Origin of the sequence: Streptomyces sp. NPDC046862, assembly GCF_040704615.1 — a bacterium.
Classification (GTDB): domain Bacteria; phylum Actinomycetota; class Actinomycetes; order Streptomycetales; family Streptomycetaceae; genus Streptomyces.
Map to the genome: position 1 here is coordinate 136507 of NZ_JBEYXP010000006.1, position 23943 is coordinate 160449.

Annotated in this window: 16 protein-coding genes and 3 pseudogenes; 8 read left to right on the forward strand and 11 right to left on the reverse strand. The window is 69.2% G+C overall.

Translation table 11 applies throughout. From position 1 onward, the window contains the following. Positions 1-79 precede the first annotated feature (79 nt). The 5 genes from AB0959_RS08665 to eccD all read right to left on the reverse strand — a co-directional run bounded on the left by AB0959_RS08665 (position 80) and on the right by eccD (position 4460). A complete protein-coding gene (locus AB0959_RS08665) occupies positions 80-583 on the reverse strand; it encodes a type VII secretion system-associated protein (RefSeq protein WP_366825585.1) in 504 nt (167 codons plus the stop codon). A 144-nt stretch (positions 584-727) separates the two neighbouring features. Beyond that, complete coding sequence (locus tag AB0959_RS08670; RefSeq protein ID WP_366825586.1) at positions 728-1048, reverse strand: WXG100 family type VII secretion target; 321 nt, start codon at positions 1046-1048, stop codon at positions 728-730. A 72-nt stretch (positions 1049-1120) separates the two neighbouring features. Continuing rightward, a complete protein-coding gene (locus AB0959_RS08675; RefSeq protein WP_366825587.1) occupies positions 1121-1468 on the reverse strand; it encodes a hypothetical protein in 348 nt (115 codons plus the stop codon). Between the two features lie 80 nt (positions 1469-1548). After that, on the reverse strand, positions 1549-3039 hold the full coding sequence (gene eccB, locus AB0959_RS08680) for a type VII secretion protein EccB (RefSeq protein ID WP_366825588.1): 1491 nt from the start codon (positions 3037-3039) through the stop codon (positions 1549-1551). Between the two features lie 20 nt (positions 3040-3059). Next, positions 3060-4460 (reverse strand): type VII secretion integral membrane protein EccD, encoded by a 1401-nt coding sequence (gene eccD / locus AB0959_RS08685; protein WP_366825589.1) that lies wholly within the window; start codon positions 4458-4460, stop codon positions 3060-3062. A 402-nt stretch (positions 4461-4862) separates the two neighbouring features. On the opposite strand from eccD, the gene eccCa reads away from it, so the two are divergent. The 4 genes from eccCa (at position 4863) to AB0959_RS08705 (ending at position 16348) form a co-directional block, all read left to right on the forward strand. After that, positions 4863-8834 carry a type VII secretion protein EccCa gene (eccCa, locus tag AB0959_RS08690; RefSeq protein ID WP_366825590.1) on the forward strand — a complete coding sequence of 1324 codons (3972 nt, stop codon included), beginning with the start codon at positions 4863-4865 and terminating at the stop codon, positions 8832-8834. A 113-nt stretch (positions 8835-8947) separates the two neighbouring features. Then, the gene (locus AB0959_RS08695) at positions 8948-12250 is read left to right on the forward strand and encodes a right-handed parallel beta-helix repeat-containing protein (protein ID WP_366825591.1); all 3303 of its coding nucleotides are present in this window, start codon (positions 8948-8950) and stop codon (positions 12248-12250) included. Positions 12251-12872: 622 nt separating this feature from the next. After that, the gene (locus tag AB0959_RS08700) at positions 12873-14858 is read left to right on the forward strand and encodes a BREX system ATP-binding domain-containing protein (RefSeq protein ID WP_366825592.1); all 1986 of its coding nucleotides are present in this window, start codon (positions 12873-12875) and stop codon (positions 14856-14858) included. Between the two features lie 59 nt (positions 14859-14917). Further along, positions 14918-16348: an RICIN domain-containing protein gene (locus AB0959_RS08705; RefSeq protein ID WP_366825593.1), complete on the forward strand. Its 1431-nt coding sequence runs from the start codon at positions 14918-14920 to the stop codon at positions 16346-16348. 222 nt (positions 16349-16570) lie between these two features. Here the strand turns inward: AB0959_RS08705 and AB0959_RS08710 are convergent, their stop codons facing one another. Together AB0959_RS08710 and AB0959_RS08715 are read right to left on the reverse strand one after the other, a co-directional pair. After that, the gene (locus AB0959_RS08710) at positions 16571-17005 is read right to left on the reverse strand and encodes a hypothetical protein (protein ID WP_366825594.1); all 435 of its coding nucleotides are present in this window, start codon (positions 17003-17005) and stop codon (positions 16571-16573) included. 625 nt (positions 17006-17630) lie between these two features. Next, complete coding sequence (locus tag AB0959_RS08715; RefSeq protein WP_366825595.1) at positions 17631-18419, reverse strand: SDR family NAD(P)-dependent oxidoreductase; 789 nt, start codon at positions 18417-18419, stop codon at positions 17631-17633. 120 nt (positions 18420-18539) lie between these two features. Here AB0959_RS08715 and AB0959_RS08720 point away from each other — a divergent pair, with 120 nt between their 5' ends. Further along, the gene (locus tag AB0959_RS08720) at positions 18540-19178 is read left to right on the forward strand and encodes a TetR/AcrR family transcriptional regulator (protein WP_366825596.1); all 639 of its coding nucleotides are present in this window, start codon (positions 18540-18542) and stop codon (positions 19176-19178) included. A 247-nt stretch (positions 19179-19425) separates the two neighbouring features. Continuing rightward, positions 19426-19602, forward strand: coding sequence for a Tn3 family transposase (locus AB0959_RS08725; RefSeq protein ID WP_366825597.1), 177 nt, complete (start codon positions 19426-19428; stop codon positions 19600-19602). A gap of 61 nt (positions 19603-19663) precedes the next feature. Here AB0959_RS08725 and AB0959_RS08730 read toward each other — a convergent pair whose 3' ends face one another. The 4 genes and pseudogenes from AB0959_RS08730 to AB0959_RS08745 form a co-directional block, all read right to left on the reverse strand. Then, a complete protein-coding gene (locus AB0959_RS08730; RefSeq protein ID WP_366825598.1) occupies positions 19664-19855 on the reverse strand; it encodes a hypothetical protein in 192 nt (63 codons plus the stop codon). A 164-nt stretch (positions 19856-20019) separates the two neighbouring features. After that, positions 20020-20796, reverse strand: a complete 777-nt coding sequence (locus tag AB0959_RS08735; protein WP_366825721.1) for a sulfite exporter TauE/SafE family protein — start codon at positions 20794-20796, stop codon at positions 20020-20022. Positions 20797-20877: 81 nt separating this feature from the next. Continuing rightward, positions 20878-21119 (reverse strand): annotated as a pseudogene (locus AB0959_RS08740) (single-stranded DNA-binding protein); the annotation flags it as partial. A gap of 384 nt (positions 21120-21503) precedes the next feature. Beyond that, the gene (locus AB0959_RS08745; protein WP_366825599.1) at positions 21504-22073 is read right to left on the reverse strand and encodes a helix-turn-helix domain-containing protein; all 570 of its coding nucleotides are present in this window, start codon (positions 22071-22073) and stop codon (positions 21504-21506) included. 797 nt (positions 22074-22870) lie between these two features. Here AB0959_RS08745 and AB0959_RS08750 point away from each other — a divergent pair. Continuing rightward, positions 22871-23214: pseudogene (locus tag AB0959_RS08750) on the forward strand (transposase); the annotation flags it as partial. Positions 23215-23643: 429 nt separating this feature from the next. Continuing rightward, a pseudogene (locus AB0959_RS08755) lies at positions 23644-23883 on the forward strand (RICIN domain-containing protein); the annotation flags it as partial. Positions 23884-23943 lie beyond the last annotated feature (60 nt).

The window sequence follows — 23943 nt, forward strand, 5'->3', positions numbered from 1 at the left end:
CGGAGGACCTCCGGCGAGCTGTGGATCAGTAGAGGTGGGACGGTGGTGGTGTGGCGAGGCGGCAACGGGTGGTCAGTCGCTAGTCATCGCCCTCGCCGGCGCCCTGACCGCCACCCATGTCCTCGTCCACGTCCTCGAAGATGTCCAGGAACTTCTGGCCGTCGATCGATGTCAGGTTGGTGTTCTGCGTCGCGAATAGGGACTTCAAGGTGGCGTCCAGGTTGCTCTCGATGTCCTCGAAGAGCGTGATCTGCTCGCCGAAGATGGTCTGGAGCTCGTCGAACATCTTCGCGAGGCCCGTATTGAGCTTCCCCACCTGACCGTCGACCTCGTCGTTCCGCATCATCCAGCCGAGCGCCAGTGGCTTCCCCGCCAGGTAGGAGTCGAAGTCCTCGAACTTGATGTCCTCTTTGCCGATGAGCGTGCCCACGGCCGGGCCGAAATTGGGGTCGTCCACCAGCATCTTGCCGATCTCCTCCCGGAACGGCCGCACGCGGTCGTCGCGGAAGCTCTCGAGCCCCGCCTTGTCCAGGGCGAGCTTGGTGGTGTCGGAGTTCGGGTCGGTCTGTTCGGTCTGGTCCACGGCGGGTCCTTTACGCTCAGGAGTCTGAAAACGGGCCGCCCGCCGCTCTCGTCGGCGACGGTGAGCGAGACCTGCCGATCGAAGGCGGGCGGCCCCGGGCACGCGGACGCGGCGGCCGCGGGGGTGTACGGCCGCCGTGGAGCGTCAGCGGCCGATCTTCACCGAGCCCCACCTCTCCGCCAGCACATTCCCGCTGGCCTTGTAGTTCTCGGAGACCGACTCCAGCAGGCGGGAGTGCTGGGTCAGCAGGTGCGCCATCGCATCGACCGCCTTGTTCCAGATCTCCTGCTTCTGGGCGTAGATGTCCTTGTCGTCACCGATCCACGAGTTCATGAGCCCCTGGATCTGCATCTCCAGCTCGGAGAGTATGGTCCTGATGGCGTTCGTCTGCGCGTTCAGCTCCTCCGAGGCGTTGCTCATCTGCGAGTGGTCGACGTAGATGTGGCCGTCGGTGAAGTCGCTCATAACTGTCCTCGTCTCGCTCCGGGTACGGCGGGGGCACTGGGGTGGAACGTGGGGCGTACCGCTCGGTGTGTGTCAGCCCTGCAGGGCGTCGAAGATCCGGTCCGACTCCTGGTACTCCCGCTCGATCTGCTCGTTCGCGGAACCCTGCTGCTTGCCGTTCTCCCTGAGCGTTTCGTTGAGCTCATCGATCACGGCCTGCAGGTTGGTCATGATGACCTCCGCCTTGTCATCCCAGGCGTCGACCAGCCCCTTGAATCCCCCACCGTCACTGCCCCTGTAGTGGGTCATCAGGTTGATCTTGATGCCCTCGACATCCTCACGGCGCTTCAAGATGCCGTTGAAGGCCACCTCCAGGGCCTGGATGCCGTTCCGTGTCGCTGACTCCTCGAACTCCCGCATGCCGTTCTGAAACACACTCACCGATGCCCCTCTCGTCGTTCGGTCCGTGGCGTGGCGATGTTACGAGCGGCTGTTTGATTCCCCGGAGATCTGATGTGTCGTCAGTTTGATTCTGGTGTGTCGCGCTGTTCCCGCCAGGTGCACCGCGGTGCCGTGACGTCGGTGCGGCCGGTCTCCGCGGCCCCCGGGGACAGGTCGGGGCCGGACGGCAGCATCGCCAGCATCAACGCGGGCATCTCCTCCGGTGACATGTCCTGGTAGCCCAGCGCCGCGACGGCGTCCTGGGTGGAGAGGCGGTACTTCACACCGGCCTCGGTGACCAGGTAGAGCGTGGAGCCGACCTTGCCTCCGCCCGCGCCCACGGCCCGGACCAGGGCGCCGCGGCCCGGTGGCACGGTGATCCGGTCCACAGGCAGACACGGCGCGGCGGCCGCTGGGGAGGAGTGCTGGGCCACCGGACCGAGGTCGCCGTTGGCCGCCAGCGCCACGCCCACGCGGGTGCCCTTGGACTGCGGGGTGACTCGCGCGCAGAGCGTCTGGTCCTGCGGGACCGTCACCGGCTTCGGTGGGTTCTCCGGCGACTCTCCGGGGCCCTTGGTCTTCCCCGCACCGGGCGCCAGATGGCTCTTGAGTGCCTCGGAGGTCAGCGTGACGGGGGCCGGGGAGGTGCCACCGTATGCCTTCTGGCGAGTGTGCGGATCGCCGAGGACCAAGGCCACCTCGGTGGCGGTGAGCGGGGTCAGGCCGTCCTCGCGCAGCAGGTAGTAGCGCGCGCTGGAGCCCGGCACGGCCAGCTGGAAGATCTGCCCGACCCTCGTCGACCGGTCCCCCAACCGGGGCCCGGGGTCACCGAGGCCGGGGATGTCGGGCGGAGCCAGGTCGGGGCCGGTGGGCAGGGCGTTGAGGAACGCCGCCGAGACCGGCACGGGGGTGACGGAGGCGTAGCCGAGGGCCTCCTGGGCGGCGGAGCCGCGGTCCAGCCGCAGGCGGCTGCCCTGCCAGAGGAGGTATTCGGTACCCCCGGGCCCCACCACCAGAACCCCCTGCCCCTTGCCGAGGGGGTCACCACCGGCGCCGTTGCCCACCGCCAGTGTGGTGAGGGAACCGGTCCTGGCCGTGGCGTCCTTCGTGGGTGTGGCGCACACCTGCCAGGGGTCGCCGGACAGGTCACCGGCGCCGGGAACCTCGTCCGGCGCCCCCTCGATGCCGACCGGGGTCCCGTGCGGTGTGCCCATGAGGGACTTCGCTCCCACGGTGGTCGTGGCCAGGTCTCCTCCGGTGAGGAGCTTGGCGGACGCGTAGTTGCGCACGGGGCGGAGCCGGCCGTCGAGGAAGAGGTAGCGGGCCCCGGTGTTCTTGTCGACGATGAGATCGCCGGAGGAGCGCCAGGAGTCCGTCGTACCGGGGCTGACGAGGCCGAGGACGAAGGCTCCGGCGGCCAGCAGGATGGCGACGATGACGCCGACGGCTATGCCTCGGTTGGTGCGGCCCTGCGGGCTTTCCGGCGCGTCCGGATCGGAGCGCAGCATGCTGGAGGTGAGCCGGCCCATGAGGAACATGTGGGCCTGGACCTGGTCGCGTTTGTTCTGCATGAGGAACTCGTCCTTGGGGGTTATCCGTTGAGGGCGCGCAGCCAGCCGTAGACGCCGAGCACCCACAGCGACAGGGGCAGCAGGCTGATGGCCATGGCGAAGTGCAGGATCTCGGCGAAGCGGCCCCAGTAGGGGACCAGTCGCCGGCCGGGCACCGTCCAGGAGGCGATGGCGAGGGCGGCCGCGGCCGCCAGCACCCCCGCGACCAGCAGCAGCCGCCCGCCCGGAGTGGTGGAGAGGGCGACGTCGTAGGCCAGCAGTCCGGCACCCCACACGCCCGCGGCGACCAGTGACAGGCGCTGGAGCGAGTTGCCCAGGCTGCGGCTGTGCAGCAGCAGGAGCAGCGACAGGGCCACGACGGTGAGCGTGGTGGGAAGCGTGGGGCCGTGGGCGAGACCGTACAGGCAGGTGGCGCAGATGGCGGCGGTGGCGCCGTACAGGCCGGTCATCCAACCGTCGGCGACGACCGCGCGAGCGGCCACGGTGGACGGCAGGTGCGGCTCGATGCCCTCCTGGAGCTGCTGGGCGTTGGTCGGCAGGGGCGGCATCCGCAGTCCGGCGAGCCGGAATGACATCGAGGGTACGAAGGCTCCGAAGATGACCGCGGCCAGGGCGAGGAGCCCGGCCGTGTGGCCCGGGCCCAGGTCGGCGGTCATCATCAACGCCCCTGCCAGGACCGCGGCCACGGCGACCGCGACCAGGGCCAGGAACAGCGCGGCGAACGCGACCACCACCGCGACCGCGAGCATCGCACCGCCCGCCGCCGCGGCACCGGCGGCCAGGAGCCGGCTGCCCAGCGTCTCGTAGTGGTGCGGACCGCTGAGGGCGCCGCCGGGGAGCAGCCAGCCGGCCAGGCCGAAGTACGGTACGGCGGCCAGGCCCAGCACCGCGCCGGCCTCCGCGTCGCCGACGGCGCGACTGGCCGAGCCGGCTCCCCCGAGCAGCAGCATCCCGGCGACGGCGGCGGCCAGTGCCCGCAGCTCGCCGGAGGCCCCCGGCAGGGCGAGGGTGGCCAGTCCGGCCGCGAGGGTGAGCAGGAGAACACCCAGGAGCGTTCTGCGGCTGGTCTTCGCGGCCCACCCGAAGGGGCGGTCCTGCATGGTCTCGGCGATGCCGTCCACCAGGTCGTCCAGCACCACTTCGGGCAGGACGTCGGTGCGCGGGCGCAGGTAGAGGGTCTCGCCGTCGTGCAATCCGATGGATTCCAGGCTGCGTTCCTCCTCCAGCGGCTGCCCGCCCAGCCGCTGGAGGACCCAGCCGCTGTGTTCCAGCCCCTTTTCGGCGAGATCTTCGCCGGCGTAACTCGCCAGGGTGGGGAGCAGATCCGCCACGGGTACGTCGGCGGGCACCGCCAGGTCGATGGATACGGCGGGCGTGCGCACGGTGACGCGGCACAGGCCTGCCGTTGTGCTCTCAGGCATGGGAAAACTCACGCTTCGTCGGGAGACCTGGAGTCTCCGGGAGGGACGTACGGTGGACTCGCGCGTGGGATGTGCGCGGGGGTGCGTGGTGAACGCACGTGTCGGGCCTACGCGTTGGACGTACGCGTGGTTGCCCTGCACACTACTGAGCTGAACCGCCTACTCGTCTGCGTCCCGCTCAGTGAACCGTAGAGACGGATCGTAGACTCTTCCCGTCCGGCCGGGGTTCCTGCCCCCGGACCGGCCGCGAACTCAGCGCGCTGCCTGCCGCGCCTTCACGCGTTCCTCTCGCGTCGCCGTTGCCCTGCTCGTCCGGGGCGGCGTCCACACCATCCCGCGTCGCCACCGAGTCGTCCTCGGGTGCGGCCGCCTGGGCAGCACCCTCCGAAGGAGACCAACCGCTTGAGTACCGTCCTGTTCCGCAGGCCCGCGCGTCGGCGCGGACCGGACATGCCCGAAGGAGAGTTGAGCCTCCAGGAGCCGCCCACGCTCCCCGAGGTCACCGCCGACTCCTCGGCCATCTGGAACTACCTCCCCATGGCGCTGATGTCGGTGTCCATGATGCTCATGTACATGCGGCCCGGAGGCTCCAGGAGCGGCGCCTTCATCTACCTGGCCCTGGGCATGATGGTCGTCTCCGCCGCCGCCATGATCCTGGGACAGTTCATGCGCCGGGCCAGCGAACGCAAGCAGAAACTCAAGGGCGAGCGCCGGGACTACCTGCGCTACCTGCGCCAGATCCGGCGCAAGGTGCGCGCCGCGGTGGCCGACCAGCAGCGGGCCCTGGCGTGGCGCCACCCGGAGCCGGCCGGCCTGTCGTGGCTTGTGGGCACCACCCGGCTGTGGGAACGCCGCCCCTCGGATCACGACTTCGGCGAGGTGCGGGTCGCGGTCGGCGACCAGAAGCTGGGGCTACGGCTGGCGCCGCTGTCCACCAAGCCGGTCGAGGACCTGGAACCGCTCAGCGCGCACGCGCTGCGCAGCTTCATCCGTGCCTATTCCACCGTGCCCGAGCAGCCCATCGCCGTCTACCTGCGGACCTGGGCCCGGGTACTGTTCCGCGGCGACGAGGAACGCGTCCGCGCGCTGGGGCGGGCGATGGTGGCCCAGCTGGCCGTCTCCCACTCCCCCGAGGATCTGTGGATCGCCGTCTGCGTGTCGGACGAGCGGCGGGGCGCGTGGGAATGGGTGAAGTGGCTCCCCCACAGCCTGCACCAGCAGGACTCCGACGGCGCCGGCCCCGTGCGCAGGGTGGTCTGCTCCGTCAACGAGCTCGACGAAGTCCTCGGCGCCGAGTTCACCGAACGCCCCTCGTTCGACGCCGACGCCGTGGCCGGGCGCGAGGAGCCGTACACGCTCGTCGTCCTGGACGGGGCCACCGTCCCGGGCGGCCATCGGATGGACGGTTCCGGCTTCCGTAACGCGGTCGTCCTCGACCTGGACGGCTCGCTCACCTGGCGGCCCGGCCGGGCCACGCTCCGGCTCGACCTCGCCGAGGAGGTCATGCGGCTGGTGCGCACCGACCGGGAGCGCAAGGAGCAGCACACTGCGCTGGGGCTGCCGGACCGGATGGGTGTCGTCACGGCGACGGCGCTGGCCAAGCAGCTCGCCCCGTACCGCATGGGCGTGGCCACGGACTCCGCCCAGCCCCTGGCCACCGACGTCGAGCTGACGTCCCTGCTGGGCATCCCCGACCTGCACCGGCATGAGCCGGCCACACTGTGGCAGCGGCATACGGGGGCGCGGCGGTTGCGGGTGCCGATCGCGGTGGGACCTGACGGGGCCCCGGTGGAGCTGGACATCAAGGAGTCCGCGCAAGGAGGCACCGGCCCGCACGGAATGCTGATCGGCGCGACTGGGTCGGGCAAGAGTGAGCTGCTGCGTACGCTGGTGCTGGGGCTGGCGCTGGCCAACTCCTCGGAGACGCTGAACTTCGTGCTGGTGGACTTCAAGGGTGGCGCCACGTTCCTGGGGCTGGACGAGCTGCCGCACACCTCCGCGGTCATCACCAACCTCGCGGACGAGGTGGCGCTCGTCTCCCGTATGCAGGACGCCCTGCACGGTGAGCTCATCCGCCGCCAGGAACTCCTGCGTGCCGCCGGCAACTACACCTCCGCCCTCGACTACGAGAAGGCACGGGCCGACGGGACACCGCTCGCGCCGCTGCCGAGCCTGTTCGTCGTGGTCGACGAGTTCAGCGAACTGCTCGCCGCACACCGGGAGTTCATGGAGCTGTTCGTCATGATCGGCCGGCTCGGACGCAGCCTCGGGGTGCACCTGCTGCTCGCCTCGCAGCGCCTCGACGAAGGCCGGATGCACCAGCTGGAGTCCCACCTGTCCTACCGCATCGGTCTGCGGACGTTCTCCGCGATGGAGAGCCGGGGCGTGCTGGGGGTGCCGGACGCCTACGAGCTGCCGCCGACACCGGGCAGTGGCTTCATCAAGACGGGTGTGGAGGCGCTGACCCGGTTCCGGGCCGCGTACGTCTCCGGACCGTACCGCCGGCGGAGCGGGTCGGCCCATCAGGCCCGCGTCGCCAGCCAGGTGGTGCCGTGGACCGCGGGCTGGGTCGTGCCCCGGCAGCTGCCGGACTCGCCGGAGAACGAGCCGGAGCAGCCGGACGAGGAGGAGGACGGTGACTCGCTGCTGTCGGTCGCCGTGGAGCGGCTGCGCGACGCCGGGCCGCCCGCCCATCAGGTGTGGCTGCCGCCGCTGAACGAGCCGTCCACGGTGGATGAACTGCTGGGGCCGCTGGCGCCGGACGTCACGTACGGGCTGACTTGCGACCGCGCCCGGCGGGGGCGGCTCACCGCGCCGGTGGGCATCATCGACCGGCCCTTCGACCAGCGCCGGGACAAGATGATGGTCGACCTGTCCGCTGCCGGTGGCCACGTGGCCATCGCGGGCGGGCCGCAGAGCGGCAAGTCCACTCTGATCCGCACCCTGATCGTCTCCCTCGCGCTCACCCACACCCCCCGCGAGGTGCAGTTCTACTGCCTCGACTTCGGCGGCGGAACCCTGGCCGGGCTCGCCCAGCTCCCCCACGTCGGCGGCGTCGCCGCCCGCATGGACAAGGAGCGCGTCGGCCGCGTCATCGCCGAGATCACCTCGCTCCTCGCCCACCGGGAGAAGTTCTTCCTCGAACACGGCATCGACTCCATGGCCGCCTACCGTCGCCGCCGCGCGGCGGGTGAGTTCCCGGAGGAGACGCATGGCGACGCCTTCCTCGTCATCGACGGCTGGCCCACCGTCCGCCAGGACTACGACCAGCACATCCAGACCTTCAACGCCATCGCCCAACGCGGCCTCAACTACGGAATCCACCTCGTCACCAGCACCGCCCGCTGGGTCGAGCTCGCCGCCGCCATCCGCGACCAGTCCGGCACCCGCCTGGAACTGCGGATGGGTGACCCGATGGACTCCGGCATCGACCCCCGCAAAGCCGCCGGCGTCCCCCGCGTCCCCGGCCGCGGCCTGACCCGCGAATCCAAGCTCCACTACCTCGCCGCCCTGCCCCGCATCGACGGAAAGCCGGAAGCCGACGATCTCTCCGAGGGCGTCGCGGACCTGGTGGCCCGCGTGCGCGAGCACTGGACAGGCCCGCCCGCTCCCCAGGTGCGGATGCTGCCCACGCTTCTGCCCGCCGCCGAACTCCCGCCCGCCGAAGGCGACCTGCGTGTGCCGCTGGGCGTGGAGGAAGACCGGATGGAGCCCCTCTGGCACGACTTCGCGGCCAATCCCCACCTCGTCGTCGTCGGCGACACCGAGAGCGGCAAGACCAACCTGCTGCGCCTGATGGCCAAGGCCATCACCGACCGGTACACGCCCGCCGAGGCCCAGATCATCGTCGTGGACTACCGCCGCGAACTCGTCGAAGCCGTCCCCGACGACCACCGTCTCGGCCACGCCGTCTCCACCGACGCCCTCAAGGAACTCGTCGAGGGAGCGGCACGCGCCATCCGCTCCCGGCTCCCGGGCCCCGACATCGCCCCCTCCCGTATGCGGCTGTGCGACTGGTGGACCGGCCCCCGCCTGTTCATCCTGGTCGACGACTACGACATGGTCGGCGGTGGCGGGCCGCTCAACCAGCCCTTCTCCGCCCTGATGGACCACCTCGCCCTCGGCTACGAGGTCGGTGCCCACCTCATCGTGGCCCGCGCGGCGGCCGGCGCGGGGCGTGGACTCAACGACCCCCTGCTGCGGCGCCTGCTGGAGGTCAACTCCCCCGGCATTCTGCTGTCCTGCCCGCCCACCGAGGGCTATGTCTTCGGCAACGTGAAGGGCCGCAACCTCGTTCCGGGGCGCGGTACACACATCACCCGCCGCAAGAAGACGGAGCTCCAGACCGCCCTCCTCGGCCCCGAGTCGGCGTAGTGGACGGGCGGCCGGAGGGCCGGACAGGCCGTCCGGCCTGCGGCACATGACATGGGATGGCAGAGGGGGAACGGGCCTGGCCCCGTTCCGCCACACAATCAGGAGGGCGTGGCGTGGCACGGCAGGTACTGACGGTCGGTCCGGAAGGGCCGGACGGGTTCCGGACGATCGGTGAGGCGCTGGCCGCGGCACGTACGGGCGCGGTCCTCCACGTCCGTCCCGGCCGGTATGCCGAGAACCTCACGGTCCGGACCCGGGTGACGATCGTCGCCGAGGGCGAACCGGGAAGTGTGGAGATCTGTCCGCGGCGGGGCACGGCGCTCACGCTGGTGGGGGAAGCGGTGATGCTGACCGACCTCGTGCTGCGCGGCGGCAGCGAGGACGTGGCCGTGGTGGACGCGCCGCGCGGCCAGGTGGCGCTGGAGCGGTGCACGGTCGTCGGGTCGGGATGGACGGCGGTACTGGTACGGCAGACGGGATCGCTGGCGATGCGTGGCTGCCGGGTCACCAACCGCGAGGGCGCCGGAATCGTGGACACGTCCGAGACCGGCAGCGTCATCGAGGACTGCGTACTGGAGAACCTGGGCAGTTCCGCGATCGTGCTCAGCGAGAACGCCCGCTCCACCGTCCGTGACTGCCGCATGCGCGACGCGCGCGGCAACGGTGTCCTGGCCAACGGCGAGGCCCAGGGGTCGATCGAGTCGTGTGACATCACCGGGACGGACAAACCCGCGATCGCGTTGGAGGGCAACAGTACGACGCGGGTCCTGCGCACGACCGTCCGTGACTCCGCCATCGGTGTCTACCTGACCAGTTCCTCACGTCCCACGCTGGAGCAGGTGTCGGTGTCCGGTACGACCGGACCGGGGATCGCCCTGTCGGCCGGCGCCGATCCCCTGCTGCGGCGGTGTGACACGTCCCGGACGAAGGGTCAGGGGCTGGTGGTCACGGAACGTTCGCGCGGCACCTTCGAGGACTGCGAGTTCCGTTCCGCCGGCGGGGCGGCGATCCGGGTGGCCGACTCCAGTTCGCCGTCGTTCTTCCGCACGGTGGTGCGTGACTGTGCCGACCCCGAAGCCGCGGTGCTTCTCGTGGAGGAGTCGACCGCGGAGTTCGACCGGCTGGAGGTGGCGGACGCCAAGGGCAGCGCCATCGCGATCCGCTCGCACGCCAACCCGTTGATCCGGCACGCCCACATCACGGCACCTGGCCGGTTCGGCGTCGAGGTGGGTGAGCAGGGACGCGGCCGACTGGAGTTCTGCATCGTCGAACGGGCGACCGGGCACGGCGTACGCATCGCCGACGGCGGCAACGCCCAACTGGACGACTGTGTACTGCGCGCCTCCGGTGAAGCCGCCGTCTCCGTCGGCCGCGAGGGCTACGCCACCGTGCGCGACGTCGAGTTCGACGGCAGCGGCGCGTCCGGCGTCGTAGTGGAGGACGATGGCGAACTCTCCCTGACGCGCGGCCAGGTCAGGGGCGCGGGTGCACATGGCGTGCTGCTGTCGGCGGGGGCCCGCGCCGAACTCCACTCCTGCGAGATCAGGGGCAGCGTCGGCGACGGCGTCCGCGTCGACACCGCCGAGCCGGTCAGCGTCACCGGGTGCACGGTGCGCGACAACCGGGGCGCCGGGCTGAACCAGGTCCGGGCAGGCGAGCGGCTGGAGGTGCTGGAACTGACCAGCGCCGACAACGGCGTGCCCGACAGCTGGGGCTCCGAGGTGTCGACGAAGGCCGGGCCGGGCGGCGGCAAGGACTCCGGACGCAACGAACCGAAGGACCCGCTGGAGGAGTTGGAGACCCTGATCGGCCTCGAAGGCGTCAAGCACCAGGTGCGCACCCTGGTCAACCTCAACCAACTCGCCCAGCGGCGCCAACGTCTCGGCATGCCCGTGCCGTCGATGAGCCGCCACCTGGTCTTCGCGGGCCCGCCCGGCACCGGCAAGACGACCGTGGCGCGGCTCTACGGCTCCATCCTGTCGCAGCTCGGGGTGCTGCCGCAGGGGCACCTGGTGGAGGTGTCGCGGGCGGATCTGGTGGCACAGGTGATCGGTGGCACGGCGATCAAGACGACGGAGGCGTTCACCAAGGCGATCGGCGGTGTGCTGTTCATCGACGAGGCGTACACGCTGACCTCCGGAGGTTCGTCGAACGACTTCGGGCGGGAGGCGGTCGACACCCTGCTGAAGCTGATGGAGGACCACCGTGAGGATGTGGTGGTGATCGCGGCCGGCTACTCCGAGGAGATGGGTTCGTTCCTCTCCTCCAACCCTGGCCTGGCCTCCCGCTTCACGCGCACCATCGAGTTCGGGAACTACTCGGTCGAGGACCTGGTGACGATCACCGAAAGCATGTGCGCCTCCCACCGGTACGAGCTCGGGCCGGGCACGGCGGAGGCGTTGGCCGCACACTTCGAGAGGATGGACCGGGGCGCCACGTTCGGCAACGGCCGGGCGGCGCGCGGGGTCTTCGAGGAGATGGTGGACCGCCAGGCGGTCCGGCTCGCCACGATGGCCGAACCCGCCGAGCGCGACCTCACGCAGCTGCTGCCGGAGGACGTCAGCGACACGGCATCGGCGGAGCGGGAGACGGCCGAGGACCGGGAGACCATGCTGGCCAGGCTGAACTCCATGATCGGACTCGATGCCGTCAAACGCGAGGTGGGCGACCTGGTCAGCCTGCTGTCGACGGCCAAGCAGCGCGAGGCCGCGGGACTGCCCGCCCCCTGCATCAGCCAGCACCTGGTCTTCTCCGGGCCACCCGGCACCGGCAAGACCACCGTGGCCCGCCTCTACGCCCAACTCCTCCATTCACTAGGAGTACTGACGAAGGGGCAACTCATCGAAGTGGCCCGCGCCGACCTCGTCGGCCGCTACGTCGGCCACACCGCGCAGCTCACCAAAGAGGTCTTCGAAAGCGCCATGGGCGGCGTGCTCTTCATCGACGAGGCCTACACCCTCACCCCCGAGGGCTCGTCCTCCGACTTCGGCCGGGAGGCGGTGGACACGCTGCTGAAGCTGATGGAGGACCACCGTGACGAGGTGGTGGTCATCGTCGCGGGCTACACGGAGGAGATGGGCCGGTTCCTGGCCTCCAACCCGGGCCTCGCCTCCCGCTTCTCCCGCTCGGTGGAGTTCGAGAGCTACACCACCGACGAACTCCTCACCATCGTCGGACACAGCGCTGAGGACTCCGGATACACCTGCTCGGACAACACTCTTCAGACGCTGCGCGACCACATCGACGCCATCCCCCGCGACCGTTCCTTCGGCAACGCACGCCTGGCACGCCAACTCCTGGAAACCATGGTCACCCAACAGGCCCGCCGCCTGGCCTCCGTACGCCAACCCAGCATCGACGACCTGCGCACCCTCCTCCCCGAGGACCTGCCGACAACCGGGCAGCGCCGATCCTGACGGGTCGGCCGATGACGGTCGCGGGCGGCCCAGCTCCCCGCCGAGCCGTGTCTCCCCATCCCGCGGGAAGACGTCGAATCCCCCGAACACGGCGTCCGGGTGCGTGGAGTCCCAGGAGAACCTCGCGCGCGACGCGTCAACCCCGGCTCTGCTGTTGTCCATTGCCTTCCGATCCACCTCCTGCGTCACTCCGACCCCACCCCGTGGCGCGCTCCTTCTATTCATATGTCGCCGTGGTTCATGTGCGCGCCGCGCCGATCTTCCTAGGCTTCGACGCAGAAACGCTCCCCGGCTGTTCCCTGCCGGAAGCATATGAAAGGCGAGGAACCCAGGAGCGCTTCGGCCGCGTGGTCGTCATCGCGCGCGCCGGTACCGTCACCGGACCACCGGCGCCATGACAGGGCACTGCAGCCCTTTGGCCGGCCACCGCCTCCGTATGTTCACCAGACCGGCCCCCCATGGACAGCATGATCGACAACGTACGCATCTCCTCGGCGCGGCCAAGCCCCGAGAAAGAGAGTGCGCGCCCACCATTGGTGGCGAGCACACGTGACGGCCACCATCGCAGGGGTGCCCGGTCTCCCATCCCGCCCCCGCGCGATGCCGTCAGAAGGTGCCGAACATGGTGAACACACACACCGATGAGACCCTGCGGTACGGCGTGCTCGGCCCGGTCCACGTGCTGCGCGGTGACACCGCGCTGGACTTGGGGCCACGCCAGCGCCGGGTGCTCCTCACCCGCCTCCTCATCGAGGACGGCCGCCCCGTCTCCCTGGACGAACTCTGCCGGGACCTCGGGCGGGACGACCAGCCGGCTGCGGTGTCCTCCGTCCGCGCTCACATCAGCCGACTGCGCTCGGTGCTCGACCCGGCACGACGGGGGCCGTCCGCCGTGCTGGCCCACGGCCCGTCCGGGTACAGCCTGAAGGTGCCACGCGCAGCACGCGACACCGTCCTCTTCGAGGAATCCACCGCCATGGCCCGTATCGCCCTGAGTCAGGGTCAGCCGGCGTTGGCGCGCGAAGAGGCGGAGACAGCGCTCGGACTCTGGCGTGGCAAGGCCTTCGGTGAAGCCGCCGAGTACGCCTTCACAGCACGTGAGGCGGCCCGGCTCACCGCCGCCCACCAGGATGCCAAGGAACTGCAGGCCACCATCCTCATCGAACTGGGCGATCTGGAGCAGGCCGTCGGCATCGCCGAGGGGCTCACCATCACCGCCCCGCTCCGCGAGGCGTCCTGGGCGCTGCTGATGCGCTCGCTGTACGAGGCGGGCCGCTCGGTCGAGGCGCTCCAGCAGTACGAGCGGTTCCGCATCATGCTGGCCGGCGATCTCGGCCTGGACCCCAGCCCCGGGCTGGCCGATCTGCACACCGCCATCCTGCGCCACGACACCGCCGTCCTCGGCGACCCCCGGCCCTCCCGCTCCACCACCGCTCTGGCCTGCACCACCCCGGCCACCACCCCCCGCACCACCGGCGAACCGCTGGTGGGCCGGGAGGAGGAGACCGCCCAACTGGCCGCCATCCTGGAAGAGGCCGCCGCGGGGCGCACCCAGTGGGCCGTGCTCTCCGGTGAGCCGGGGTCGGGAAAGACCCGGCTGCTGGACGAGATCTCCGCCCGGGCCCAGGCCGCCGGGTTCACCATCACCCGGGCCAGTAGCGGCCAGGCCCTGAGCGAGAGCCAGGAGATCTCACTGGTGTGCCCCACCACCCAACTCCTGAACGGCTTACGCCAAGAGGAGGTGGGCGCACCCGTTCAGGAATCCACCAGTGAGGGGCGGCTCGCCGCGCTGCTGCGAGAGCTGGGCAGGGAACCCACCCTGTGTGTGATCGACGACATCGACTGGGCCCCACCGGACTTCCACGCCCTGCTGCTCCAGCTCGCCACCATGCTGCGGGACGCTCGTGTCGCCGTCGTCTGCGCCCTGAGAGACGCCGACGACCCCGCGGTCAGGGGGCTGCTCGCGGAGCTGGCCCGTCATGGCGCCGCCTGGCTGCATCTGGAACCGCTGTCGGCCACCGATGTGGCCGAACTGCTCACCGCCCGCGGTGAGCACGCGCCGCCCGAAACGGTCTCGGCGTTGCACCAGCGCAGCGAGGGCAATCCCTTCACTCTCAGCGAGCTGCTGAAACTCCCGCCCGACCGGCGCATCGGACGCACGGCCCGCCTACCGGCCTCGGTACGCAGCGTCATCCAGGCGCGACTGGCCGAACTGCCCGTAGCGGCACGGACGATGCTCACCTATGCCGCCGCCGACGGCGCACGGCTGGACGTCGGCCTGCTCGCCGACGTCCAGGGCATGACGCGGGACCGGCTGCTGCCGCTCGTCGACGCCGCCGTCGCCGCCCGTCTGCTGGTCTGGGACCCGACTCCCGACGAGCGCTCCCCGGGGCACTACCGCTTCCCCGAACTGCCCCGGGAGGTGGTGCTGTCCACCCTCACCCCCACCTCCCGGCACCTGCTGCACGCCGCGCTCGCCCGTGAGCTGACCCACAGGACCAGCGCCACCCCCGCGCGGCTGTCCCGCCATCTCCGCGCGGCGGGCCCGATGGCCCCGTCCGCGGAATCCGGCCAGGCCCGCGGCCGGGTGACGGAACCAGGGCTCTGACCTGCCCCCTCAGCTCGTGTCACCACCCCACAGCCACCGGACCGCCAGAGGAGAAGTACATGTCCGATCAGCACAAGGCCACCGGCGAAGGGGCCGCCGGTTTCCCCGACGCCGCAACCGTCGCCGCGCACCTCATCGGCGAGAGCCCTCCCGCCGCCCCTGCCGCCGCTTCCGGGCGCGCACCGTTGCGGCGGACGCCCGGCGCTTCCGGGCACGCGCCGTCGCGGACGCCCGGCGCTTCCGGCCGGGACGCGTCGGCCGGCGGCCCGGAAACAGGACCGAATGCCGAGACCACCGTCATCCGGACGGCCGCGCACGGCGGTTCGACCTCGGCTCCCGCCTCCCAGCGGGAGGCCGCCGGCACCAGCGAACGTGCGACCACGCCGAAGCCATCGGAAACATCGGCCACCCGAGGTGAGCGCGAGGCCGAGGCGACGGCCGGCGGACAGCCGACAGGCGACGGCCGGGCCACGGTCGGTATCCGCGGCTGGGTCTCCCGCCGTGGCTGGGGCGCGACGACGACCGCGTCCGCGGAGGGGCACGCGGACGGCACCGGCACGGCGGCCACCGCCGCGGCGGGTTCCGGTGGCGACTCCCCCGACTCGGGCGACGGCTCCCCCGGCCGCCCCACGAAGCCCATCCTCGCGGGCGCCGCCATGGCAGGGGCCATCCTCATCGCCGTACCGCTGCTGGTCATGGCCATGAGCGACGACGAGGACGACAAGAGCGCGACCTCTTCCAGCTCCAGTGACACCATCCTGGACGATGACGGTTCGAAGTGGGGATCGTTCGTCGGCGAGTCGCCGTCCGCGAAGAAGCCGAAGGAGAAGGCGGACAAGGAAAAGAGCAAGGACAAGGGCAAGGAGGAGGAGAAAGGCCAGGGCACGAAGGGGGCCGCGAACTCCCCCGCCCGGAAGCAGGCGAAGGGGTCCTCGGCGGGGGCCGGTTCCTCGAAGGCGACGAATCCGAAGACCGGGGAGCGCAAGCGCGCGACCAGCGGTTCCAACACGCTGCCGACGGTCCTGACCCGGGTCCTGATCAAGAACAGCAAGAACGGCACCTGCGCCGACATCCCCGGCTTCACCAGCGGCCCCAATGACGGCCCGATCACCCAGGCGACGTGCAACAGCAACACCGACGACAACCAGTTGTGGAACCTGGAGAAGAAGTACGACAGCGCCGGTCCCGGCGGCGCGCCCCTCTTCCAGATCCGCAACGTCATGGACTCCAAGTGCCTGGATCTCGGCGGATACGGAGGCAGTTCGAGCGGCACGGAGGTGCAGGAGTTCCCGTGCAACGGCACGACCGCGGACAACCAGCTGTGGTGGCTGGACGAGCGGACGGACGGCAAGTTCTGGATCCGCAACTTCGCCAGCGACAGCCAGTGCCTGGACACCTTCGCGAAGAACGACGACAACAGGCACCTGATCATCTGGCCCTGTGCACCGGAGAACCGCAACAACCACGCGTGGATCTTCACCCGCAAGTGACACCGTCACCAGCTAGCCCGTGAAGACGTGGCCCTGAAGGCATTCACCTCCTGCGGCCCCGGCGGCTTCCGCCGGAGCCGCAGCCATACCGCTCCCATCCGCCGTACCGTCGAGCCCCCGGTTCCGCGTGCCCGCGCGTCGGCACGGACCCGGATACGGAGAACCGGTGTCCGAGCGCCCGGGCGGCGGAGTGCCGCGGCGCCCCCGGGCACCGCCCCACGGCTACCCCGCAGCACGCCACTTGCGGGCATTGCCCCGGGGGACGACAGCCATCGCCGCGGCAACCAGCAGGACCACGGCCAGGCCCCCGCCGGCGATCAGCAGCGTACGGAACCGGATCCCAGGCGAGGCCGACGGCGCAACGTGCACCGGGGCCGCCTCGGGCTCGGCGTCACCAGGCGCGGCAAGGTCGGGGTCCAACGCGGAGGGCGCACCCTCCGGCCGGCCACCGTCCGGCCCGTAGTCGACCACCGACAACACCTCCGGGACGCGGGCAGGGAAGTACGCACGGGCCCGGGTGTCAGACGTGCCGTCCGCACCCTCGGGAGCCGTGTCCGGTGCCGCGGGAGCGACGACGAGCACGTCCTTCGCGAACGCGTGCGCGACCGCGCCCCGCGATCCGCCCCCCGCTGTCGCCGGCCACGACCTGACCGACATACACCACGTCCGCACCCCCGCCGACGACGGCCTCGATACCCTGCGCGATCAACTCGGCGCTCGGACTGCCCTGTTGGTCCGTGCCGCGCGCGGCGAGGACCCGCGCGGACGGGGCGACCCCGGTGACAACGCCGTACTCCCCGGCCGCGGCGCGGCGGACGCACCGGATCCGCCCGAGCAGACCACCGCCTACCAGGCCATCGTGAACACCTTCAACCAGCACCCCGACCCGGCATTCCGCGTCCGCGCACTGCACGAACTCCTCGGCATGCCCACCGGCGACCCGACCTTGAACGTCACCCGGAGCCGTCTCGGACGCCGCAGCCGCCAAGGCTTCCTCTCAGCACCGCCGGACGAGGCACCTAGCAGAAACGGACTTAACGCCCTCTCAAGCGTGGCGGTCGCTTCGTGGCGACCGACCGCGTCCAAGTCAAGCCCTCGACGTCGGCCGAGTATGGCAGCGCTGAGGCGTACCGGCGCATGTCGTTCAACGCGCCGTTCCTGCCAGGACGGCTCGGACGCCGTGATCACAACCGCCACAGCCCGTCGTCATCGCAGGGCAAGATCGCGTCGCCTTGAGCAAGTTGAGCGCCCGCGACTGCCCGCTCCGTACTGCGATGCCGGCTCAAGCTGCGATGTCGGCTTCGGGTTGGAGTGCGGGGCCGAGCAGCAGGCCCCCGTCCAGGACGAATTCCGAGCCCGTGGCGAATGATGCGTCCTGGGAGGTGATGAAGAGCAGCAGGCGGGTGATGTCGGAGGGTTCGGCGAGGCGGGGGATGGCGAAGGGGTCGGGCGAGTAGAAGTCGGCGATGGCCGGCTGGCCTGCGACGGTGGGTTCGTTGATCAGCGGTGTGGAGACGACGCCGGGGTGGAGGGAGTTGACCCGGATGTTGTCCCGTCCCAGCTCCAGCGCGGCCGTCTTGGTCAGCCCGCGCACGGCCCACTTGCTGGCGGTGTAGGGGGCGTAGAAGGCCGTGCCGACGTGGGCCATGGTCGAGGCGATGTTGACGATGGTTCCGCCGCCGCCCCTGCGCATCGACGGAGCCACGGCCCTGATGCCGAGGAACTGGCCGGTGACGTTGACGCTGAAGGTGTGCTCCCAGGTGCGGAGTTCGGTGTGCTCGATGGGGGCCGCCGGGTTCTGGACTCCCGCGTTGTTCACCAGGATGGTGACCGGCCCGAAGTGGCCTTCGACTTCTCGTACCACCGCCGCCCAGTGGTCCTCGCTGGCGACATCCAGGTGGACGGACAGAGCCCGATGACCGAGCTGAGCGGCGAGATCGCGGCCGGCGTCGTCGGCGCGGCCGGCGATGACGACGTTCGCCCCCTCGGCGTGGTAGCCCCGCACATGACTGCTGCCCATGCCCCCGCTGCCGCCCGTGACGATGACGGTCTGGCCCTCAAAGCGTCCCATGATGCTTCCTTCCAGGCTCACATAGTGGTGAGCCAAGTGACTCACCTTCTCGCTCAAGGTAGGAGCGGACTAGAGGTGAGTCAAGTGACTCACCTCGTAGCGAGAGGCATACTGGAGCACATGACGGCACAGCCTTCGGAATACCACCGGCGCGTGGCAGCGCAGAAGCGGACGTCCATCATCGAGGCAGCGACGAAGCTGTTCCTCGACTCCGGCTACGACGGCACCTCGCTGGCCCGCATCGCCGAGGCGGCCGGAGTCTCGAGGGCGACTCTGTTCAAGCAGTTCACCACCAAGGCGGCCCTGTTCGAGGCGATCGTCACCGAATACTGGAAGGTCGACGACGGGGAGGCACCCCTCCCCGAGCCAGGGAACCTCCGCGCAGGGCTTGAGACCATCGGACGCCGATACGTGGCCCTTCTCACCCAGCCCGGCATGGCCGCCCTCTTCCGCATCGTCATCGCCGAGGTACCGCGCTTCCCCGAGCTCGGCGAGACCCAGTTCAAGCTCGGCAAGATGCCCTACTTCGAATCGGTCCGCCGCTACCTGGAAGCGGAGAACGCCGCCGGTACAGCCCAGCTTGACGATGCGGAGATGGCGGCGACCCAATTCCTCGGGATGATCTCCAACTACGTGTTCTGGCCGCGGATGCTGCTCGCACGCTGGGAGCCCGACGACTCCGCCATCACCAACGCGGTCGACCAAGCGGTGCTGACCATGCTCGCCCGATACGGCGCGGAGGGGACCCACGGCACCTGAGACACCAGGTGCCCCACCGCGCTGCGCAACCACCCGACAGCTTCCGCACAGGCAGCCTCGCCCTCGTCGAGTACGCCTTCGCTCACACAAGTTCCGGACCCCTCGGAACTGCCGCCGTCGCGATGGAGGCGCGCTCGACAGCCCGCGGCCCTGCAGTCGATCGAAGCCGAAGGCCGATTGCGGGACAGCCCTCAAAGCGTGTTGCAGAAGGCTGCGATCAGGGCATGTCCCTTGTATGCGTGGGGCGTTGAGGGCTGATCACAACGACCCGGTCGAGCAGGAGAAGGCGATGAAGTTCAACACCCTGCTCACCAACGCGGTGATCTTCCACAACGCCCTGGACATCGCCGAGATCGTGCGCCAGCTGCTGGAAGAGGGCTGGGAGATCGACCCCGAGGACCTGGCCTCATCTCGCCCTACCTGACCGAGCGCATCAACCGGTTCGGCGAGTACTCCACCCACGAACTCGGCATCCAGCCAGACGCTTACGCCCCGAAGCTCGACGTCGACTTCACCCCGCTGCGCGAACAGGACCTGACCGCCGCCGGCCTCGGCCAGGCCGCCTGATGCCGGGCGTGGCCGAAGCGAGCGGCGAAGACGGCGAACGCACCCGTACGGCGGGCCGGTGCCTGTACCGCGCCGAGCGTGTCCACGTCGACGACACGCGCATCGGGCATGAGGTCCTGCATGCGGTGTCGGTGCTCTGCGGGGCAGGACTCATGGGAAGGACGGCGGGTTGATGCGAGGGCTCGCGGGTGCGGCGAGCACCGGCCATGTCCCGAGGCGCGCCTTCCATCGCTCCCGGCAGCGCGAACGGACATGTGTCGGCGGCTGCGAGGCATCACAACGCCTTGGTCAGAGCGGCTATGCCGGACACGGCAAGCACGATGCTCACCCACACGTGAAAGCTCGCCGATGACAGTCGACGATGGAGTTGCTCTCCGAACAACGCCCCGACGAACGCGGGCAGAAGCAGCACGGCCGCCACGGAGAGGGTACGCACGTCCATGAGCGTTGCCCCGGACCCCAGGCGCGGGACGAGGGTGTAGCAGTACATCAGGTAGCCGTCGATGAGGAGGAAATAGCCGAGGATCGTCCCCCTCATCCGGGACTTTTCCAGCTGGTAGTCGCTGAGGAAGACAACGAACGGCGGGCCGCCTGCCCCGAACATCCCCTCCATCGCCCCGCTCAGCGCCCCGGCACGGTGTGCGGCGGCCTTCCCCGGAATTCTGGGCGTCCTGACGGCGGTGCGCCGCGCTCGCAGGGTACGCAGCGCATACCAGAGGGTGCAGAGGCCCACGAGGCAGAGCAGGGCACGGATCGGCAGGTACGTCAGGAGGGCGGCGCCTGCTAACCCGCCTGCCATGCCCGGCAGGGCGGCTCGCAGGATCACCCGACGGTCCATCGCCGCGCGGGCCCGGTAGACCATGTGGCAGCCGACGACGAACTGCAGGAAGACCGATACGGCGATCACCGTTCTGAGGTCCAGGACCAGTGCGAGGAGCGGCGCGACGATGGGGCCCGAGCCGAAACCTGTGAGGCCCCGCACGGTGTAAGCCGTGAAGACCACAGCGACGACGAAGGCGGCGATGGCCCACGGGCTGTCGGTCAAGCGCATGCCGCCGCCCGGGGTACGAGCACGAGCGTATGACCGTCGTGCACCGGCGGCGCTAAGACGGAGTGGCCGCTTTCCTCTGTGGCCAGGTACCACCACCCGGGCCCTCTTCGACAGAGACCCGGCCACGTTCTCCGCAAGCTGCCGCCAGCAGCTGCAGTCCATGAACGTCGGCTCCCCGTCCCGCCAGGTATTCGCATCCCGGTCGAACGTCCGGGGAGTCGACGCCACCGTGAACCGGGCCACCGCCACCCGGCAGCGGTGAACCGCAGTTCCGTATCGTCCACGAGATTCCCGATCACTGTCAGAGGAAGGTCGTCAGGCATGGCAGGAAGCCTCGCACAAACCACGGACACACCACCGGCCGTCTTGTCGCCGGCCTCGCTGACAAGCCCGACACCGGACCGCCCCAGGCTGATCAGCCGCGACGGCGCTCGCCCCACAGCGGCAGATCGACGGCAGATCGCTGAGCCCGCGGGCCGGGCGCTTCGGCATCGGCGACTCGCCGTCCCAGCGCCGCGCGTACTGGTCCGGAAGGCCGCCCCAACCCCCGTACGGAACAGGACGGTCAGGTGTCCCGCCCAGCTCATCGGCGGGATCGATCCGCTTCTCCGCAACCGTGCAGCCTGAATGATGGTTTCGAGATGACTTGCAGTACGCTTTGCGTGCCGCAGTAACCGTCAAGCCTTGAACAGCAGTCGCCGTTTGACTCACCCTTCTGGCCGAGTTTCACCTCCTTGACCGATCGGTGAATTATTAGACCTTGCATATTCAGTTGGGGTTTGACTGTAGCGCTTCCTGAAAGCACGGATGAAGTGGCTACTGTCCGCGAATTGCCAGCGTGCGGCGATTTCAGAAATACTCAGTTGAGCGTGCGGTTTAGTGAGTTCAAGTCTAGCCCCTTCCAGCCGCCGGTTGCGAATGTAGGAGCTAATTGAATCTCCCGATGACGCAAATGACCGTTGCAGGGTCCTGACAGACACATTGAGTTCACGTGCCAACATCGCCACAGAGAGTCCAGGATCGTTAAGGAGTCTGTTTGCAAGATTTTTTGCAGCCTCGGCGAGCGCGGGAGCAAACCGGGGCTCTGTATCGTCAAGCCGACCCAGCACTACCGCCCTGGTCAACTCGGTCAGCGTACTTTTAGCAGCTTGAACACCAAATGGACCAAGATTGGCAATATTCGCGCGAATCATTTCCGAGTGAGCTAGTAGTATGCGCATCTCGGCCGTGCTCATAGACCCGATGATGATCTTGTTCTGCAGCAGCGGTTTGAACATGGAGGCAGGGAGAAGGATTATCTTCACGGTAGTGGATGGCGCCGTCTCAAATCGAGGCGGTGACCCAAAGTGCTGAAGATGGAACCGTCCGGACGATACGGCATGCTCTTTTCGGTCGCGACAGCCGCGTAAATCGTATGTCCCGCGCCGGACAACATACATCCGAACCTGATTCTCAATTCCCTGCGGAGTACCCTCGGTTCGCGTGAAGCCGTGAACGTCGACCATTACAACGTCGTCCAGTTTGGCACCCCGACTCACGACCCGAAAGTGACTCACCGTGCCCTGGCTAAAGTGCGGCAACCGAAAGGTGCTGCCGAACTTGGACTCCCATTCACGCCGAAAATTTTCGAATCCCTGCGATGCTGCGTTCGGGTTGGTGGAGTCAAACGCGCATGCACCGGGCGGTTCACTTTCTTGCTGGCCAGCGCTGCTCATTACTTACACCCCTTTCTGAATGGTCAGTTGGCTTTGTCTTTCTTCTGTCGGCGCAGGAGATGTCGGCCGCCGCTCCTTCAATGCCGGACGATCAGCTCGGTCCCCAGACAGTCATCCTGCACCGCCGCAGAGGGCGGGTCCCACTCGCGCCAGATGTGGGCGTCGGCCTTGTCGGCCGCCACGGTCGATGTCCAATCGCGCGGAGTGAAGACAGAAGCCGTCAGTTCACCGGCTGGACCAGGCACGGTGACGGCCTCCTGATCATCCGCGCGAGTCGCCAGGGCTTCTTCGATCGGTGGCGGTGAAGGGGGTAGTCCGCAGTAACGCAATCATGTCCGGCGTGAGCGTGGCCCGACACGTTGTGGCAGTTGTTCCAGCGCGTCGTGCCGGTGGCGCCAACCCGACCGCAGGGTGGCGGTCGGCGTCGAAGCCATGGCGACCGCGAGGTCTTGGCCGCGATCGTGTTCGTGGCGACGTCAGGCTGTACCTGGGATCAGCCCCCTCCCGGCTCCCGTCCGGCGTGACCGCGTTCAGGCGTTTCATGGTCTGAGGCACGCGTCTGGGCCAAACTTCACCGCCTGGTTCTGGATGAGCTCGGCGGCCAGGGCGAGTTGGGCTGGTCCCGGTGCGCGATCGACTCCGTCAGCATCCGCGCTGTGGAAGGGAGGCGCTGACAGGACCGAATCCGACCGATCGCGGCAAGAGGTGAAGTGTGAAAGGCGAAGTCCGTTGCAGAACAGTACGTACGGTGCCCACGCCTCTCAACTCAGGAGGTAGACGAGCGAGAAGAACCAGATGAGGGGGCCTGCGGTGGATGCCACCCCGCGGACCGGAAGTGTGCTTCGTCCAGAAGTCCGCTGCCTGAGCAGCCATCAGGGGCGTAACGATGACGGGTACTTCGGAGTTCACCACGGTATTCCTTCAAGGGTGGCTGATGCGCTGGGTAAAGTACATCAGCCACAGCCCCGGGCGGTCGTTGCCGCCCACACCCAGAGAAGCGGTATAGCAGGCTGTACCTCTTGGCCCCAGGCTGCCTGGGCTATCAACCGGCTGCGTGAACAACTCCTGGAAGTCTTCCCGGCTTTGGAGCCTGCCCTGACCCGCAAGGGTCGGGGACAGCACCAGCGGCACGTCGTACATCAAGCTCAAGAACAATGCGAGCGGGCTGTACGTCGACGGAGCGGGACTGACGGCCAACGGTTCGTCCGCCCAGCAGTGGATGGAGGTGACGGCGGGCGCCTACGTCCGCTTCGAGAACCGCGCGACGGGCCTGTACGTCGACGGCATGGACCGCATTGCCAGCGGCTCCGACCTTGCCCAGTGGAGCGGCAGCACCAGCGCGAACCAGCAGTTCCGCATCATCCCGCAGTAGCGGTCTCCAATCGATCGGTCCGGTGCCGGACTACGCCCCGGCAACGGACCGATCCCGCGT